This window comes from Citrobacter arsenatis (assembly GCF_004353845.1).
Taxonomy (GTDB): Bacteria; Pseudomonadota; Gammaproteobacteria; order Enterobacterales; family Enterobacteriaceae; genus Citrobacter; species Citrobacter arsenatis.
Map to the genome: position 1 here is coordinate 3,983,836 of NZ_CP037864.1, position 18,613 is coordinate 4,002,448.

An 18,613-nucleotide genomic window follows, 5' to 3' on the forward strand; every position below is an offset into this window, starting at 1 on the left:
AAGATGGCGCTAATATATTCCGGAGTCGGGCGCTAACCAACGCCCATCTCATCACCCCGCGTTTACCTAATTGCGCCATCCGCTTTCATGAGATCCTACGCGTAACACGTACTCCTCCTGTTACATATAATTTTACCCGCTAACACTTGAGCGAAAAATGGGCTTTAGCCGTCTCATGTCTGAGCATCTTTTGTTATTTACCGATAACTCTCCCACCCTGCATGCAATAAAAGAAAGTTTGTGTTTACACATTATTCAGGGATTACAATGAACAGAAAATGCTTACTGTTGATACCATTATTTTTTAGTAGCGTCATTATCACCGCCTGCGATAATAAACCGGCAGTAAAAACCAACGCCATGGAGCCGGAGGTCGGCGTTGTTACCTTAGCGCCCTCCTCAGTAAATATTAAAAGTGAACTTCCGGGTCGCGCGGTTTCATTTGAGATCGCCGAAATCCGCCCTCAGGTTGGTGGGATCATCATAAAACGCAACTTTATTGAAGGAGATAAAGTCAGCAAAGGAGAGTCACTGTATCAAATTGATCCTGCCCCGCTGCAGGCGCAACTGGATTCGGCCAAAGGTGCTCTCGCAAAGGCAATGGCGACGGCCAATAATGTGCGACTGACATTAGATCGGCAGTCAGCATTAATAAAATCCAATTACGTCAGCCGCCAGGACTACGACACGACGCGCTCACAGCTCAATGAAGCACAAGCCAATGTCGCCGTCGCCAAAGCGGATCTTGAGCAGGCCACCATCAACCTGCGCTATGCCAACGTCACCTCACCAATTGATGGCATCAGCGGTAAATCCTCCGTGACCGTGGGTGCCCTGGTCACTGCTAATCAGGAAAACGCGCTGGTCACCGTTCAGCGGTTGGACCCGATCTATGTTGATTTAACGCAGTCAGTACAAGACTTCCTACGCCTGAAAGAAGAGAAAGCCTACGGCAAAATCGCCCAGCGACAAGGCAAAATTCCGGTTGAGCTGATGCTGGAAAACGGCAAACCCTATCGCCATACCGGTACGCTTGAGTTTTCCGATCCTGCCGTCGATGAGACCACCGGCTCGGTGACCCTGCGCGCTGTGTTTCCTAATCCTGAGGGTGAAATTTTACCCGGCATGTACGTCACAGCGCTGCTGGACGAAGGCAGCCAACAGAACGTGTTGATGGTTCCCCAACAAGGGATTACGCATAACGAGCAAGGAAAAGCCACCGCGCTGATCCTTGACCCGGAAAACGTGGTGCAACTGCGCGAAATAAACGCCGTGAAGGCCGTTGGCAATCAATGGCTAGTGACTGCAGGATTACGCCCTGGCGATCGGGTCATTGTGTCCGGGCTACAAAGAATCCGTCCGGGAATCAAAGCCCGGGTCCTCCCTTCAAAACTGAACACACCTGACGCGGTAACTGAACAGTAATATTTCAGGCATTAAGGACACTTTCTTCATGGCCAACTTTTTTATTGAGCGCCCGGTTTTCGCCTGGGTGCTCGCCATTATCATGATGTTTACGGGTGGTATCGCGATAATGAATCTGCCAATCGCCCAGTATCCACAAATTGCTCCCCCAACCATTACCATCAGCGCCGCCTACCCAGGGGCAGACGCAAAAACCGTTGAAGATTCCGTGACGCAGGTGATTGAACAGAATATGAATGGTCTTGATGGCCTGATGTATATGTCATCCACCAGCGATGCGGCAGGTAATGCCTCGATTATCCTGACCTTCAAGACCGGCACGTCACCTGATATTGCGCAAGTTCAGGTACAAAATAAACTGCAGCTGGCGATGCCTTCCCTGCCACAGGAGGTACAGCAGCAAGGGATAAGCGTTGATAAATCCAGCAGCAATATCTTAATGGTCGCCGGCTTTATATCTGATAATAACAGTCTGAGCCAATATGATATTGCCGACTATGTGGCGTCGAATATTAAAGACCCGCTTAGCCGCACTGCCGGGGTGGGCAGCGTGCAGTTATTCGGCTCGCAATACGCCATGCGCATCTGGCTGGATCCGCAAAAGCTCGACAAATATAACCTCACCCCGCAGGATGTTATTACCCAGCTTAAGGTTCAAAACAACCAGATATCCGGCGGGCAGTTAGGGGGCATGCCTCAGTCAGCCGATCAGCAGCTAAATGCGTCGATAATCGTCCAGACGCGCCTGCAAACTACCGATGAATTTGGCAAGATCTTCCTCAAAGTTCAACAAGATGGCTCCCAGGTTCTGCTGCGCGATGTCGCACGTATTGAACTGGGTGCGGAAAATTATGCCACGGTCGCACGTTACAACGGCAAACCCGCCGCCGGGATTGCGATTAAACTTGCCGCTGGCGCCAATGCCCTGGAAACATCCCAGGCGGTCAAACAGGAGCTGAACAGATTATCGGCCTGGTTTCCGGCCAGTATGAAAACCGTTTATCCCTATGACACCACGCCGTTTATCGAGATTTCGATTCAGGGTGTTTTTCATACATTGATCGAGGCAATCATTCTGGTATTCCTCGTCATGTACCTGTTTTTACAGAGTTTCCGCGCAACGCTTATCCCCACTATCGCCGTTCCGGTGGTTATCCTCGGAACCTTTGCAATACTCGACGTCGCCGGTTTTTCGATTAATACGCTCACGATGTTTGGTATGGTGCTGGCGATAGGGTTGTTAGTCGATGATGCTATCGTGGTGGTTGAGAATGTAGAACGCATTATTGCCGAAGAACACTTATCACCAAAAGCAGCGACGCACAAAGCGATGGGCCAGTTGCAGAGAGCGCTGGTCGGTATTGCCGTTGTGTTATCCGCCGTATTTATGCCGATGGCGTTTATGAGCGGGGCAACGGGTGAAATTTTCCGTCAGTTCTCCATCACCTTAATCTCCTCCATGCTGCTGTCGGTGTTTGTGGCAATGAGCCTGACGCCTGCACTTTGCGCCATGCTGTTGAAATCCCACGAGGGAGAAAAGGCCAACACACATATTCTGTTCACCCGTTTTAATCACTTCATGGAGAAATGCACCCATCACTACACGGACAGCACCCGTACCCTGCTACGTCGCACAGGCCGTTATATGGTCGTCTATTTAGTCATTGGCGCAGGCATGATTGTGCTGTTTTCACGTACCCCGACCTCCTTTTTGCCAGAAGAGGACCAGGGGGTATTCATGACCACCGCGCAATTACCCTCCGGTTCAACAATGGTGAACACCAGCAAAGTGCTCGGGGAAATAACAGATTACTACCTGACGAAAGAACAGAAAAACGTCGCTTCCGTTTTCACCGTCGGCGGGTTTGGTTTCAGCGGTCAGGGGCAAAACAACGGTCTGGCATTTATCAGCCTGAAGCCCTGGTCAGAACGCGTTGGCGAAGAAAACTCGGTTACCGCCATTATTCGACGGGCGATGATGGCCTTAAGTACCATCAATAATGCCGTCGTTTATCCGTTCAATTTACCCGCAGTCGCGGAATTGGGGACCGCTTCAGGCTTTGATATGGAATTGCTTGATAACGGTAATCTTGGTCATGAAAAAATGATGCAGGCCCGAAACGAGCTTCTGGCGCTGGCCAGCCAGTCGTCCGGAGAGGTTGACGGGGTGCGTCCAAACGGTCTGGAAGATACGCCGATGTTCCGCATTCACGTCAACGCCAGGAAGGCAGAAGCCATGGGCGTCGCATTATCGGATATCAATCAGACCATCTCCACGGCGTTTGGTAGTCGCTATGTCAATGACTTCCTGAACCAGGGGCGCGTTAAAAAAGTGTATGTACAGGCCGATACACCGTTTCGTATGTTGCCGGACAATATCAATCACTGGTATGTACGAAATGCTTCTGGCGCAATGACGCCGCTTTCGGCCTACTCATCCACCGAATGGACCTACGGCTCTCCTCGTCTTGAACGCTACAATGGTCAGCCTGCAATGGAAATTCTCGGCCAGCCGGTTGAAGGGAAAAGCAGCGGCGATGCCATGAAATTTATGGCATCACTGATAAATAAACTGCCTGCGGGCGTCGGCTATGCCTGGACCGGTCTGTCTTATCAGGAGGCACTGTCCACAAACCAGGCACCAATGCTGTACGGCATTTCGCTGATCGTCGTGTTTCTGGCACTGGCAGCGCTATATGAAAGCTGGTCGATTCCGTTCTCGGTAATGCTGGTTGTGCCAATCGGGGTGGTCGGCGCATTGCTGGCGACCGACCTGCGCGGCCTGAGCAATGATGTTTACTTCCAGGTTGGGTTGCTCACTACCATGGGGCTGTCGGCTAAAAACGCCATTCTGATCGTTGAGTTCGCCGTCGAGATCATGCAAAAGGAAGGAAAAGCACCGCTCGAAGCCGCAGTAGAGGCCGCGCAAATGCGCTTACGTCCTATTTTAATGACGTCGCTGGCTTTCATCCTCGGGGTTATTCCACTGGCAATAAGCGACGGCGCAGGCTCTGGCGCGCAAAATGCCGTCGGTACGGGCGTTATCGGTGGGATGCTGGCCGCGACCGTACTGGCTATCTATTTTGTTCCGCTATTCTTTGTTCTCGTTGAAAACATGTTGGCGCGATTTAAAGCACGGCGCTGATTCCCTGCCCTATCCCTGGGATAAAGCAATCAATCCCAGGGATGGCACTTCACTGATGAGTTCTACGGTTAATGGCAGGTACTGCTATCCAGCGAGTTTCTCGTGGATAGCAGGATAAACATGACGCGGATTTTTTCTTGTAGAGGTACAACTGGGGTAGGTACAGAGGTTGCCAGTTCTAACAAATGCCAGGCTATCACAACGGTTAATCAATAGTGCAGACCGGAACCCTTAAGATTTACGGCCAGTTCGCCCAATTTAGTATCAGGATGGCGATGACACATTTTAATCATTTTCGGTACAGCGACCGTTTCCACCTCATGCAGTGGAACATAATCATCACCTTTAAAGTCCGAATTTTTATTCACAATCACAAAGGCAATTGCTGTCATGTATTGCCGACTCATATCAGCGAATTCTTTACAGGTCATGTCCTGTGGCGCCGCTTCCGTTGCCTGCGTAGCAAAAGCACGGCTCATCGGCACCATAACAGAGGTAATAAGAATAACTGCAGAAACAACCAATTTAATATTCACAATGCACTCCAGAGGTAGCATTAATTTTTATCGACGAGTTTACCAGTTTGTACTAACGTCGCATTTCTGCGCAGGCTGATAAAAGCCAACGAACTAAAGATCATCTCAACGCCAATAAAGATGGAGGTAAACACATAAGATCTGTCGGGATCCATATTCAGCCACACGGCAGCAATCAGCAGGTCAAAAATACCGATAAAAATATTCCATCCGTAGCCCGGACTGCGGAACAATTTGACGCCAGAAGCAACCCGAAAAATACCGCCGAGAATAAACAGGCAGCAAAAAACCATTGCCAATGAATTCATGCCTATCACAGGATTCTCAAGGAAACAGTACCCCAGCAGTAACCACGCGATAGCAAAAAAGGCATAGGTAAATTTGGCTTTCAACTGCTTTTTACCCGCGCTAAACAGGCTATAGATAGAATAGAAACCGCACACCAGGAACATAAAACCTGTTGCATAGCTTAAATAAACACCAGCTGCAATTGGATAAATTAAACAGCAGATACCACAAATCAACAACAGTATCGCCATGATTGTGGCGTGTTTTTTATAATGAACTAGCGTTTTTTCATTAAACGCTTTCAGGCTACGCTGATTAAAAACAAACATACATCCTCCGTTACATAGAAACGCAATGTAACCTACTAATAAAAGAGTAATACTCACTTAAAACATATTACTTACAATAGAATGATATGACTTTCGCTCAGGATTCGTATATAAGAATAAAGGAATGCTGTTATCCGTATAATCCTACACGTGTCAGACGTCTGACATCTGTAAGATTAAACGTTCATTATTTTATCCTGGCTCTGATTCCACTCATTTAACTTATTTAATATGCTTATTGCGTTTGGTGACATATGCCAACTTTATTCAGGAGAAAGTAATGAAAAAGATTATTCTTGCGGGTCTGCTTGCAACCATGATGGGTTCAGCTCCGGTACTGGCAGCGACCACTACCACTTCGGCACAAACTGCTACCGCTAATGTACAAAAAGAAGCCGCTGATATTATGCAGGTTGCAGTACAAGGTGCAAATGCGATGCGTGATATTCAGCTCGCCCGTCTGGCGCTGTTTCATGGACAGCCTGATAGTGCTAAAAAATTAACCGATGACGCCGCTTCCCTGCTGGCAGGTGACAGCCACGACTGGGCAAAATTTGTAAAGACTGCGCCTAAAGCCAAAATGATTGACGATCAGTACGTGATCATTAACGCGACTGTCGCGCTGTCAGAAGACTATATTGCCACTCCGGCCAAAGAATCCGCTATCAATACGGCGAATGGCAAAATGGCCAAAGGCGACTGGAAAGGTGCAGTGGATACCTTGCAACTGGCAGGTATCAACGTGCTTCAGACCCAATACCTGATGCCTTTGAATCAGACTCGTAAAGCCGTTGCCAGCGCGCAGAAACTGCTGTCCTCTGGTAAATACTACGAAGCAAACCTTGTGTTAAAGGGTGCTGAAGAAGGCATTGTGATCGATAGCGAAATGCTGGGCGCAGGCCAGTAATACTCAGCACTACGGAGTGTTGAACCAGGACTTCTCTCTCGATCGGGCAGCTACGGCTACCCGATCGGGGGGGTTAATGGCTAATCAGACTGTCGATCTCAATCTCAATTTCCCGCATAACCGCAACTATCTTCTGTAATGCTTCCTGGCGTACAGCCAGAGGAAGACAGTCATGTCGCTTAGATTCAAAAGGTTCACACAGGTTTTGTAGCGCAGTGATACCCAGAATTTGCGCCGAGCCATGCAACCGGTGAAGAGCCCGTAAAAAGAGTTGAGGTTCATCTTGTACAACGGCTTTCTCAGCCGCCTGTAAATCGCTGAGCGTTGCTTCGCGAAATGTTTCGAGTATTTCATTCATTAAAGCGCGATCGCCGCCGGTATTTTCAGTCAGGACATTGAATTTCAAATGCCTGATTGCGCAAGGGGACGAATAACCGGTTTCGATTTTACTCAATTCATGCGTCAGCGTCTGAATCGACACAGGCTTAAACAAACACAAATTCATCCCGTTTTGCAGACACCTATCGCGTGACTGCGGGAGCGCACTGGCCGTCAGTCCCCATATTTGTAAATGAGGCTGCTGACGACGCAACGAAGCCGCGAGATCAAACCCATCCTTCTTCGGCATATTCACATCGGTAATCAACAGGTCATACGACTTTTTATTCAGTTTGGCTTCGGCTTCTTCACCATCACACGCTTCATCCACGCTGTAACCAATGGCGTTCAACTGTCGCTTAAGCAGCAGACGATTTGTTGGGTTGTCGTCTGCAATCAAAATAGACAGACACGGTAGCGGCAACCTAGCACCAGGCGTGTCGCTATCCGGTACAATTGATTGACGGGCAGTCTCCACCGGCAATGTGATGGTAAACGTAGTTCCTTGCGTCAGGATGCTCCTCAATTCCAGCGTACCGCCCATTAGCGTCACCAGCTCTTTGCAGATAAATAACCCCAGACCGGAACCTGTTTGTTGACGCCCGCAGCGCCCCTGGGCGTAACGATGAAACAGCCCTGCCTGCTCCTCTTCACTTATCCCACAACCTGTGTCGCTAATAACAATGGTCAGGGTACCGTGATTCTCCCCGTCAGGCGTCAAACGCGCCGTCACGTGAATACTGCCCTGTTCGGTAAACTTCAGCGCATTGCCCACCAGGTTAGTGAGAATTTGCCGCAAAGCCTGCTGATCGACAAAGACCCGCTCGTTTGCCGGCAACTGGCTAGCGCAAGCAAGCGTAATGCCTTTTTGTCTGGCTAAGGCATCGAAAGAGTGGCACTGCAATTCAATGAGCTGTGAGAGATCCGTCCATTGCGGCACAACCTGGTATTTGCCAGACTCAATTTTATCCACGTCCAGAATCTTACCGATCAGCCCAAGCAATGACTGGGCCGTCGCCCCGGTAAGGGCTATCGCCTCTTTTCGCTGCGCCGGACTGAGTTCTGAACTCGACAGTAATTCCACAAAGCCCACAATCGAGCTTACAGGGGTACGCAATTCATGGCTCATGCTTGCAAGAAAGCGACTTTTGGCCTTTGTTGCTTCAATCGCCTTGTTCTTTTCGATCTCCAGCTCTTGAGACAATGCCTCTTTGAGATGAAGCTGCTCTTCCAATAACCGCTGCGATTGTTTTCTTTTATTCACCTCACGGGAAAGTGAAATCCCCCAGATCAGGCTAATCGCAATCAGCAGCAGCGCAAACACCACCAGTTGATAGAACTGTTTGCTATATCGACTCCATAAATCGACCTGCGTATTGGAAATTTTCGACCACTTCTCCGTCATCTGCAAAATTTCACGTGGCGGTATGGCCTGTAGCGCTTTATCGATAACAGACTTCAACACAGGCTCATGGGGGGAAACCGCAAAACTTACCGACGCTCCAGGCATATCCGGAAGCCTAAAAAAGTGCATATTTTTCTGGTAGTAATGATCGACCATATACCTTGCCGACAATTCGGTAGCGATTGCCGCGTCAACCTTGCCTTCCTTAAGCATGGTCATTGCGACGCCGCCAGTATCAGCACTCACCCAGGTGGCCCGCGGGTAGCGTTGTTTCAGGTCACTTTCCAACACATGCCCAGCGGGCAACGCAATACGGATGGGTTTGTTCAGTAGCGAGTCGGCTGTTTCCTCGCGGGAAGTAATCATCACAAATGCAACATTCATCAGCGGATCGCTAAAAGTCGAATTGTGCAGATTTTGATTCGTCAGGGTGATAGTGGGATACATATCCCAGCGTTCGCTGCTTATTTGTTTCATCTGTTCACTTTTGGAATCAGCTAAAACAGGTTCAAAATCAAGCCCCGTTTGCAGATGAATAATATTCAGCATATCGCCAAGAATACCACGTAATTCACCACTGCGATCGACAAGCGTATAGGGCGGGTAATCTGGATTGATCAAAATGCGAATAGTATGCTTCTTCTTCAGCCACGCTTTTTCCTGAGCAGTAAAGGGTATAGGCGCATTCAGATAGGCGAGGTTGCCGCGGTTCAGCCAGTTCTGCATGACCTGCATATGAATTTCATTACTGATTGACGTAATAAAACCATCCAGAATATTCCTTAATACCGGCTGATCTTCCTTAACCACAAAATAATTATATTGTTCTTGTTTATCAAAGTAGTGCGTAATAACCAGCGATTGTGAAAAATATCGAGAGATACAATGACTGCTGGTAATATTGTTACCAATATAATATTGGTTATCGTTATTCACTACCGACGCCATGGCCTGGTACTCGTCGTCGTAAAATGAGACTTTAGCCTCAGGGAAAGCCTCCTGGATAACATCGATAAACGGACAATCCCGCACGCATGCGACGCTAACCTGATGGTCCGAGGTCAGCGGCAGCATGGTGTTTTTTAGCGAAGTCACAAGCGTTGGCCACGTTGTCAGCAATGCCGAAGTGCGCAATAAATTCCCACCTACATCCTGGCGCCTTGAAAGCTGGGTTATCAACGTATCAACATCATTACTGGCGAGAGCGGCAAGCGCTTCTTGCTCATTATCATACTGCTTTATAACAATTTTTAGATTGAGGTTCTTCTGCATTAGCGCAAGATAGTCCGCGTTGACTCCCCGGTAATATTCACCGCTATTTTGATAAACAATAGGGGAGACTTCCGGTAACCAGGTACCCACAACCAAGGTTTTTTTATGTGCTAACCAGTTTGTTTCTTCCCTGTTCAAGCTGATATTTTGTACTGAGGTATTATAGTTACTTTTTAGCTCAACCTGCCGAGCTGAGCTTACACCCGTAGACAACCCGATGGTAAATATGACCATCAAAAAAATAAACAAGCGTTCCAGCATTACTCTATCCTATTTTATTTCTCTGCGCGTAATCATAAATTTCCATTAATGATGAGCAATCTAATTTCTCCATCAAACGGCTTTTATAGGTACTTACCGTTTTATTACTGATGTTCATTTTGCTGGCAATAGTGCTGTAATCCATACCGTTAAGAATATAGCGCAACACTCTCATCTCCTGAGTCGACAACGTATCAAGCTTATCCTGCTCGCTGACCGATGCCCCCGTAAAATGCTCAAGCGAAAAAGGGAAATAGCTATAACCATTTTTAGCGGCTTCGATTGCGGCAAGAATATTATTCATACCTTCTTTTTTACTCACAAACCCGTTAGCACCGTATTCGGCGCTACGTTTGCCGTAGAAAAATTCATTTTTTGCTGAAATGATAATGATTACGCCAGCGTAGTGCCGCTTTCTCAGTTGCTCCAGCACTTCGATGCCGCTAATACCCGGAATATCCACATCAATAATCAGCAGCTCCGGCTTCATTTTTTCAACGGTTTGAACCACTTGCTCCCCACTGTCGAGCTCGGTGGTTACGGTAATGCCATTAGTATCGAGTAGGTTGCGGATGGCTATGCGGGCCAATGGGTGATCGTCAACGATTATCGCGTTCATTGCGTATAAGAATCCCGATAAATAAAGAGAGGCGATGGCTATAGAGCAGGTGAGTCTGCAATATTATTGATTTAAAAACATAAGACTTTAGGTCGCAAATTCTAACATAGCCATGCGTGTATTTTATGCTTTTTTCATAATCCAGATGAATTAATCATAAAAACAACATTTAGATTTACAATAATTAAACCTTGAGCCTTTCTATTGATCAAATCATTAACACATTATAGAGGGAATATTCCTACACATGTAGGATTGGCCTTTCATTTATTATGGTTAATTCTCACTAAGGGGCGAATAGAATTGCAGTGGTAACTGTACACCTGGCGGGAAATTCAGTTATTGCGAGTAATTAAACGCTGATGCCCATCAATCCCTGTGGCCCTGAAATAGCAGAGCCACAAGAGATCGCCATTAATCAGGCTTTACTGGGCAATGCCTCTACTGCGTGCGAACTTTTCACGGTTAGCGTAACGACGGCAGAACATAACAGCGCGGCAATCATAAAGATAAAGGCGCTGTTATAACTTCCATTGCTGCTTTGAATCAGCCAGCCGATAATAGGTGCTGAAACAACCCCCGCCATTTGGCCGCCAAAGTTAACGATACCGGATGCCCGCCCCATGATATTACTGGGGATAGTATCCATCAGAATACCCCAGAATGTCGCCATAGCGAAGAACATGAACAGGGCTGAAATACACTGATAAACCACCGCCATATCTGCACTGCTCACGCTGAAAGTCAGATACAGGAAACCCGCGGCAATAATAGAGGTTACGACATACAGCGTTTTACGCTGTGGTTTGAACTTATCTGAGCAATAACCGCCTATTAACGTTCCGCCTGCACCAAACAGAAAGGGAATGGCTGCCATGACGCCGGTTTTTGCCAGAGAAAATTCACGTACGGTGATCAGGTAGCTTGGCAACCAGGTTGAAAAGCCCCAGAAGGTGATATCAAATAAAAACCAGATACTTGCCATTTGCCAGAGCACCGGCATTTTGAGTACATCCTTAAACGCGATAGCGCTGGTGTTTTGCAGACTACCCTGCTCGTCAGCAGCCAGCTCCGCCAGATCCTGCTGCGTAATGGCAGGATGATCTTTCGGGTTGTCACGCGTAAATAAATAGATACCTGCGGCGATAAACAAACCAGGAATACCCAGCACGATAAAGACCATGTGCCAGCCAAAGGCCCCGATAATACTTGCTGCTACCACTACCGCCAGTGCAGGGCCTAAGGTGTTTACCGTGGATTGGATCGCCGTGGCGCGGCCGCGCTCTTTCGACGGGAAATAGGTTGAAATCATCTTCCAGGAAGCCGACGGGAAGCAACCTTCACCTACACCAAAGAAGAAGCGAACGGCCAGCATCAGCGGCAGCGTCAACACCGCGCCGGTTAAGCTGGTGAAAACAGACCACCAGGCAATACCGATGGCCATGATTTTGCGCGAACCAAACTTATCCGCCAGTAAACCGCCGGGAATTTGAAATGCAGCATAACCAATAAAAAAGGCGCTAATAATTAACCCTTGCTGAGTCGTATCCAGATTTAAATCTTTGCCGATATAAGGGAGCGAAACGCTCATGACCATTCTGTCGAGAAAAGAGAGCAGCCACGCCAGCCAGATCAATGTCAGGACGGTATACCTTGCTTTCCAGGTCTTTGGTTTACCTGAAGGTAAAGACGTTTGTAGGTTCATTGTGATGTCCTTAGGGTGTAGTGATCTACCGCGGCCATAAATGGTCGCGATAAATCAATGCGTGTTTAGCGTTATTTATTAATATTGTTTTCTAATAACCGTACCGCTACAGGCATAACTTTCCGTGCCATTAATTAAGGCAATGCGTCCATTAACCATGACAATTTCAATCCCTTGGGGATACTGATTAGGTTCAACAAACGTGCCCATATCAGCAATAGTGTTCGGATCGAACATCACAATATCCGCCGCGAAACCGACCTTCAGCAGCCCGCGATCCTGCAGGCCTAAAACCTCAGCGGGTTTACCTGTCATCTTACGGATAGCCGCTTCCCAGCTCAGACATCCTTCCTCACGCACATATTTACCGAGCACGCGAGGGAATGCGCCAAACACGCGCGGGTGCGGTTTGCCGGCCCCCATTAAGCCGTCGGTACAGACGTTTTGCTCAGGACGGCAAAGGAACTTAATCACATGCTCTTCAGTACCGTAAAAGTCGACCATCCCCACGGCATTCTCTTCTTCAAACAGCAGATCAAAGGTGGCGTTGTACGGATCTTTTCCGCGTAACTCGCCCAATTGAACGAGGTTCAGGCCGACGGCATCCTGGTTTTTTGCCGTTTTCACGCTGGTGACAAAAATCTGATCCAATCCAGCAAAATCGATAAAGTTATCCCAACCGGGAATACCCTGCTGAATATCGTTGATCATTTTGGCGCGCAGCTCTGGCGAAGCCAGGCGCTCAAGTAATTTATCCGTTCCGCCGGAGTGGACCCACGGCGGCAGGATCACACCGAGCATAGTACTGCCTGCCACATACGGATACTGGTCGAAAGAAATACGAATTCCCTTTTCCTGCGCCTGTTCCAGCATGCCCAGCATCTGGTCAATCAGCCCCCAGTTTTTCTTACCACAAACCTTCATATGCGAAATATGCAACCAGACGCCAGTAGCTGTGGCGATATCAATCAGTTCTTGCGTTGAGTTGATAATATCGTCAGCTTCACTACGCTGATGCACCACAAAGATCCCGTCATATTTCGCCGTCACCTTGCACAGCTCAATCATTTCGGCGGTATCGCCAAAGGCGCATGGCATATAAATGAGCCCGGTGGAAAGACCGAACGCCCCTGCTTTCAACTCCCGCTCAAGGATTTGGCACATCTTCGCCACATCTTCACGGGTGGAAGGACGCCCATCCAGCCCCATGGCTTCCATGCGCACGTTTCCATGCGGGACTAAATACGCGAGGTTTGTCGCTGGGTGACGTGATGCCAGCAAATTGAGGTAACCGTCCGTATTCTTATATTTCCAATCTATTTTGTCGGTATCGCCATCCAGTCCGGCGATATTTTTACGCCAGGCCGGAATATATTCTTCAGGCAACGGTGCCAAGGCTACACCATCCTGCCCTAACAGTTCGGTAGTAATACCCTGGCGAATTTTTGCCGAGAGCGCGGGGTTAATAATGGCTGACAAGTCAGAGTGCGTATGGGTATCAATAAAACCAGGACATATGATTTTTCCCGTTGCATCAATAACCTGTTCATTGACACCAACGTCAATTTGACCGATTGCGACAATACGACCTTCATCAACCATTACATCGGCTATTCTGCCTTCACTGCCCGTCCCATCGATTACATTTCCGTTTTTGAAAATGGTTTTCATCGTTATTCTCCATAGCGGTGTCGCTTCACGACGCCGCTTGTAAGGTAAGAGGTGGTTATCTTTATTGTTATTGGCGATAGAGTGTCTGGATGATGCTGTAATAGCCGCTGGCCGAGCCGGTTAACTGCTCGATCTCAATATACTCATCAATGGTGTGGGCCAGGTTTTCGCGCGAAGGTCCGAAACCGATAGTTTTAATTCCCGCTTCGCCCGCATAATGGCTGCCGTTGGTGCAAAATGAGTACTGTGTGATGGTTGGATTAAACCCAGCCTCGCGAACGCCAGCCAGAGCAGCCTGCACGAACTCGTCGGACTCGTCATATACCCATCCAGGGAAGAAACGCTCACCCTCAATCGTAGCGCCGGTATAGCAAGACTCCTGACCCACCGCATAGGAAACTCGGGCCTTAAACTGCGGATCCTGGGCGATAAGTTCCGCAAGCGCATTTTCCAGTGGGGCAATAACGCTTTCTTTAGTTTCACCCACCAGTAAACGACGATCGTAGGTTGCGCGACAGTAATCCGGTACTACTGACGCTCCCGGGTACGGTGAGGATTTAATGTCGGTGAGCTCCAGAATGCCTGGCCCCAATACCGGATGCGTTGGCGGAGCGATCGTGCGAATTTTGTCGATCAATTGCGCCATTTTGTACACCGCGTTAATACCTGCCTGTGGGTTAGCGGAGTGCGCAGGTTTACCAAACGTTTCGACGACGATTTCAGCGCGACCACGCTGACCAATTTTCAGGTTTAACTCGGAAGCTTCACCGATGATCACATAGTCCGGCTTATAGCGCTCGCTAACCAGCCGAGCGGCAATGCCTTCAAAGCACTCCTCATGCACGATGCAGGCAACGTAGATTTTGCCGGCGAAATTGCGCTGATTGTCCTGGCCGAAAAAACCCACGGCGGAAATCATTGCCGCCACAGCACCTTTCATGTCGGTTGTACCGCGGCCATAAATTTTGCCATCTTCGATATCGCCGCCGTACGGGTTGCGGCTCCACTTCTCTTCATTGACCGGCACGGTATCGATATGTCCATCGAGAACCAGCGTTTTCCCTGGCTGATTGCCGACAATCCCCCCCACAATGTTGCCGTACTTATCAACGTGGATGTCATCGAACTGGTAATGCTGCATCATTATTTTTATGGCATTAACCACTTCCCCTTCCTGACCGGAATAACTTTTTTGTTGGATCAACGCCTGACAGTTTTTAATGACTTCATCAATACGGTTTGCAGATAACATGGTTTTCTCCGTTATTTCTCTCAATCAGGAAATCAGTTGTTAATGCCCGGGTACTGACCGCCCCAGACAATATCCAGATATTGTTGCGGGTCGGTATCCCCCTCGGTGCTGACCAACAACACACGAGAGTGCGCATCCAGCCCCAGTTGATCACGCGTTTGCGCCAGTTCAGGCAAGGTCATCAGTAGTGCCAGCAGACCAGTAGTGACCGCGCCGGACTCACCAGAAACGATCTGCGGATCGCCCGCCAGCGGATTGCCCAGCATGCGCATGCCCAACGCTGCAACTTCATCAGGGCAAGAGGCAAATGCGTTGGCATAGTCACGCAGCAGTTCCCAGCCGATACTGTTTGCCTCACCGCAGGCGAGACCGGCCATCACAGTTTGCAAATCGCCACCCACCGCAATCGCATCCCCTTCTTTAGAGCGGGCGGAGCGGTAAAGACAATCGGCAATTAACGCTTCGGCAACGATCACTTTCGGGCGGTTTTCACCCCAGGCTGCCGTCACCATTCCCTGAACCATTCCGGCAAACGATCCAACGCCCGCCTGAACAAAAATATGCGTCGGCGCAACCTGATGCAGTTGATCTATCGCCTCCAGCATCAGCGTGCCGTAGCCTTGCATAATCCACTGCGGGATTTTTTCATATCCTTCCCAGGCGGTATCCTGCACCACAATCCAGCCATGCTTTTCCGCCTGTTCTGCAGTCATGCGAACCGCATCGTCATAGTTCATATCGACGATTTCAGCGGTAGCACCTTCATTACGGATAGAGGTCAAACGTTGCTGTGAAGAGCCTTTCGGCATGTAAACCACGGCGTTTTGCTTCAGTTGGCGCGCCATCCATGCTACGCCACGCCCGTGGTTGCCATCGGTGGTGGTGGCAAACGTGACGGTATGGAGATCGCGACGCACCTCTTCACTGGTCATCACGTCAAACGGCAGCTCACTGATATCCTTGCCGACTAATTCGGCGATATGGCATGCCATCGCATAGGAGCCACCCAGGGCTTTGAAGGCTTTCAGGCCAAAACGCTGAGACTCATCCTTGAGATAGATATTTTTAACCCCCAGCTTTTGTGCAAGAGCCGGCAGCTTGTATAACGGCGTCGGCGCATAGCCCGGAATAGACCGATGAAAATTCAACGCTTTTACCAGTTCCTGGCGACTAAACGGTACCAGCGGTGCGCTCGGATGTTCGGTAAATGGTGTCTGGTTGATAAAAAATGATAAGTTTTCCTGCATCATAAAACCTCATTGTCCTGGTAGTTCATTCCCTGTAGTCGATGTAATACAGAGATATTTACGTTATCGGTATTGGCAATAGAGCAAAATGCTTACCAGCTTTTTACGAATTGAGTAAAATCTTATAAATATTTTAATAAAGGCTTCATTTTCAATAAATTAAACAACAGACAACATTGACACTAAAAAATAATACCACGCTAGTTTATCGCCTCATTTTGATAAATTCTCATATTTGATAAATAGTGTGATCACGGAAGATAAAATACAAAAAACATTCTAAAACAGAGCCATAGATTGATTTTTCGCAAATCATTTTTGCATCTCTTCGCATATTTATCATTTTACTTGAGAAATGCACCGCATAGCCGGAGAAGGACCATGATTTCAGTACTCAGTAATATTCAGGATGATATATGCAATTATGCCGACGCTATTTCTGGCATAACCGGTACGGACGTTGAAATCATCGATGAATCTTTAATGCGCATCGCAGGCACTGGTAAATACCGACATATGCTCAATGAAAACGTGGCCAAAAATGGCTACATTTACCGCCACGTTTTGCAGGTTCGGGAAACGGTGCTAATCAAAAACCCCGGCGAACATCCGCTGTGTCAGTTATGTGAAAAACACCACTACTGTTCTGAAATGCTGGACTTGAACGCGCCAATTTTTCTCAACAATCGCGTCATTGGGGTGATCGGGATTATTTGCTCAACCCAGGCGCAGCGTGACGCGTTATTGAGCCAGATTGATAAATTTGTCACTTTTATTGAGCAAATCGCGGTGATGATCTCCAGTAAGGTGTTTGAATGTCTGGAGCGTTTACGCGCGCAGGAAACGCTCGGCGCATTTCGGCGTTTGATCGATGCGATGGATCGCGGCGTTGTGGCAATTGATGGCAATGGTTTCATCTGGCATGCCAATCATTCGGCCGACCGTATTCTCAACCGCGAAGTTCAGGGATTACCGCTGACCATAGAAACAACCGGGGACAGTTTGTATGGTGATGAAGAAGCATGGCTAACGCTTGAAGGCCAGAAACACCATGTACTGTGCAAACAAATTTCGCTCTCCTCGCTGGATAACGATCGCTTAACTATGGTCATCTTTCGCGATGCGCATGACTACCTGAGTACCCTCACCCCATCCCCTTATGAATCTGACACGCAGGTGCGGCTGATTGGCCACTCTTCCTCAATGGAGCAGCTCAGAAGCACCATTGGAAAAATAGCCAACAGCTACGCCAGCGTGCTCATCACAGGGGAAAGCGGCTCGGGTAAAGAGGTTGTAGCATTTGCCATTCACCAAAACAGCCCACGTAAAGCGGCTCCTTTCGTGACAATCAACTGCGCGGCAATCCCCGAGCAACTACTGGAAAGCGAACTGTTTGGCTATGTGCGCGGTGCATTTAGCGGCGCCGATCCCAAAGGACGAATGGGTAAATTTGAACTGGCCAATGGTGGTAGTCTGTTTTTGGATGAGATCGGTGATATGCCGCTGCACCTGCAGGCCAAGCTGCTCAGAGTTTTGCAGGAAAAGGCAATCACGCGCGTTGGTTCTAATAACACAATTAATATTGATGTGCGTATTATTGCTGCGACCAACAAAAATATTAGTGCGATGGTGGAAAATAATCAGTTTCGCGAAGACCTTTTCTATCGCCTGAATGTCGTCCCACTGGTGCTTCCTTCCCTGCGCGAACGAAGGGCTGATATTGCTGTCCTCGCACAATATTTTGCTGACGAGTTTTCAGTCAGTTACCAGCGTTCGCCGCAAAAACTGCCCGATGACGTTATTAACCGCCTGTATGCCTGGTACTGGCCGGGTAACATTCGTGAATTACGCAACGTCATCGAATACATTTTTGTAATGCGCGGAGAAGCCGCCGGGATCAATGCCAGCCATCTTCCCCCTTATTTACTCACCACAACGGATCGCAGAAAAACAACGATGACTGCGCAACCCCGACAGTTGGCGAATCAAGGAAAACAAGCAGAAAGGGACGCTATCGAAAATGCCATCCAGCGATTTGCCTCCAGTGTGGAGGGCAAAAAACAGGCAGCATCAGAACTGGGGATCAGCATTGCCACGCTTTATCGAAAAATAAAGCTATATGGCTTGTGAGACTCACCTTCTAAACGTTCAAGCCCGCGCAAGGAGGGCTTCT

Annotated in this window: 12 protein-coding genes; 4 read left to right on the top strand and 8 right to left on the bottom strand. The window is 48.5% G+C overall.

Annotation, left to right across the window (positions count from 1 at the left end):
- Positions 1-267: 267 nt before the first annotated feature.
- Together E1B03_RS20220 and E1B03_RS20225 are read left to right on the top strand one after the other, a co-directional pair.
- Positions 268-1,425: an efflux RND transporter periplasmic adaptor subunit gene (locus tag E1B03_RS20220; protein ID WP_103769273.1), complete on the top strand. Its 1,158-nt coding sequence runs from the start codon at positions 268-270 to the stop codon at positions 1,423-1,425.
- 28 nt (positions 1,426-1,453) lie between these two features.
- Positions 1,454-4,570 carry an efflux RND transporter permease subunit gene (locus E1B03_RS20225; RefSeq protein WP_103769272.1) on the top strand — a complete coding sequence of 1,039 codons (3,117 nt, stop codon included), beginning with the start codon at positions 1,454-1,456 and terminating at the stop codon, positions 4,568-4,570.
- A gap of 209 nt (positions 4,571-4,779) precedes the next feature.
- On the opposite strand, the gene E1B03_RS20230 is transcribed toward E1B03_RS20225, so the two are convergent.
- On the bottom strand, positions 4,780-5,127 hold the full coding sequence (locus E1B03_RS20230; RefSeq protein WP_103769271.1) for an HdeA/HdeB family chaperone: 348 nt from the start codon (positions 5,125-5,127) through the stop codon (positions 4,780-4,782).
- The gene (locus E1B03_RS20235; protein WP_103769270.1) at positions 5,127-5,723 is read right to left on the bottom strand and encodes a DUF308 domain-containing protein; all 597 of its coding nucleotides are present in this window, start codon (positions 5,721-5,723) and stop codon (positions 5,127-5,129) included. The genes E1B03_RS20230 and E1B03_RS20235 overlap by 1 nt, the downstream gene beginning before the upstream one ends.
- Positions 5,724-6,003: 280 nt before the next feature.
- Here E1B03_RS20235 and E1B03_RS20240 point away from each other — a divergent pair, with 280 nt between their 5' ends.
- Entirely contained in the window at positions 6,004-6,630 is a 627-nt protein-coding gene (locus E1B03_RS20240) for a YfdX family protein (protein WP_103769269.1), read from the top strand.
- 73 nt (positions 6,631-6,703) lie between these two features.
- On the opposite strand, the gene E1B03_RS20245 is transcribed toward E1B03_RS20240, so the two are convergent.
- The 6 genes from E1B03_RS20245 to dpaL form a co-directional block, all read right to left on the bottom strand.
- Positions 6,704-9,946, bottom strand: a complete 3,243-nt coding sequence (locus tag E1B03_RS20245; RefSeq protein WP_103769268.1) for a response regulator — start codon at positions 9,944-9,946, stop codon at positions 6,704-6,706.
- Between the two features lie 4 nt (positions 9,947-9,950).
- Positions 9,951-10,565 (bottom strand): acid-sensing system DNA-binding response regulator EvgA, encoded by a 615-nt coding sequence (gene evgA, locus E1B03_RS20250; RefSeq protein WP_103769267.1) that lies wholly within the window; start codon positions 10,563-10,565, stop codon positions 9,951-9,953.
- Positions 10,566-10,983: 418 nt separating this feature from the next.
- Entirely contained in the window at positions 10,984-12,270 is a 1,287-nt protein-coding gene (locus E1B03_RS20255) for an MFS transporter (protein ID WP_133086804.1), read from the bottom strand.
- 78 nt (positions 12,271-12,348) lie between these two features.
- On the bottom strand, positions 12,349-13,941 hold the full coding sequence (locus tag E1B03_RS20260) for an N-acyl-D-amino-acid deacylase family protein (protein WP_133086805.1): 1,593 nt from the start codon (positions 13,939-13,941) through the stop codon (positions 12,349-12,351).
- Positions 13,942-14,008: 67 nt separating this feature from the next.
- The gene (locus tag E1B03_RS20265) at positions 14,009-15,193 is read right to left on the bottom strand and encodes a YgeY family selenium metabolism-linked hydrolase (RefSeq protein WP_133086806.1); all 1,185 of its coding nucleotides are present in this window, start codon (positions 15,191-15,193) and stop codon (positions 14,009-14,011) included.
- A gap of 32 nt (positions 15,194-15,225) precedes the next feature.
- The gene (dpaL, locus tag E1B03_RS20270) at positions 15,226-16,440 is read right to left on the bottom strand and encodes a diaminopropionate ammonia-lyase (protein WP_133087247.1); all 1,215 of its coding nucleotides are present in this window, start codon (positions 16,438-16,440) and stop codon (positions 15,226-15,228) included.
- Between the two features lie 381 nt (positions 16,441-16,821).
- On the opposite strand from dpaL, the gene E1B03_RS20275 reads away from it, so the two are divergent.
- On the top strand, positions 16,822-18,570 hold the full coding sequence (locus E1B03_RS20275; protein WP_103769263.1) for a sigma-54 interaction domain-containing protein: 1,749 nt from the start codon (positions 16,822-16,824) through the stop codon (positions 18,568-18,570).
- The last annotated feature ends 43 nt before the right edge of the window (positions 18,571-18,613 follow it).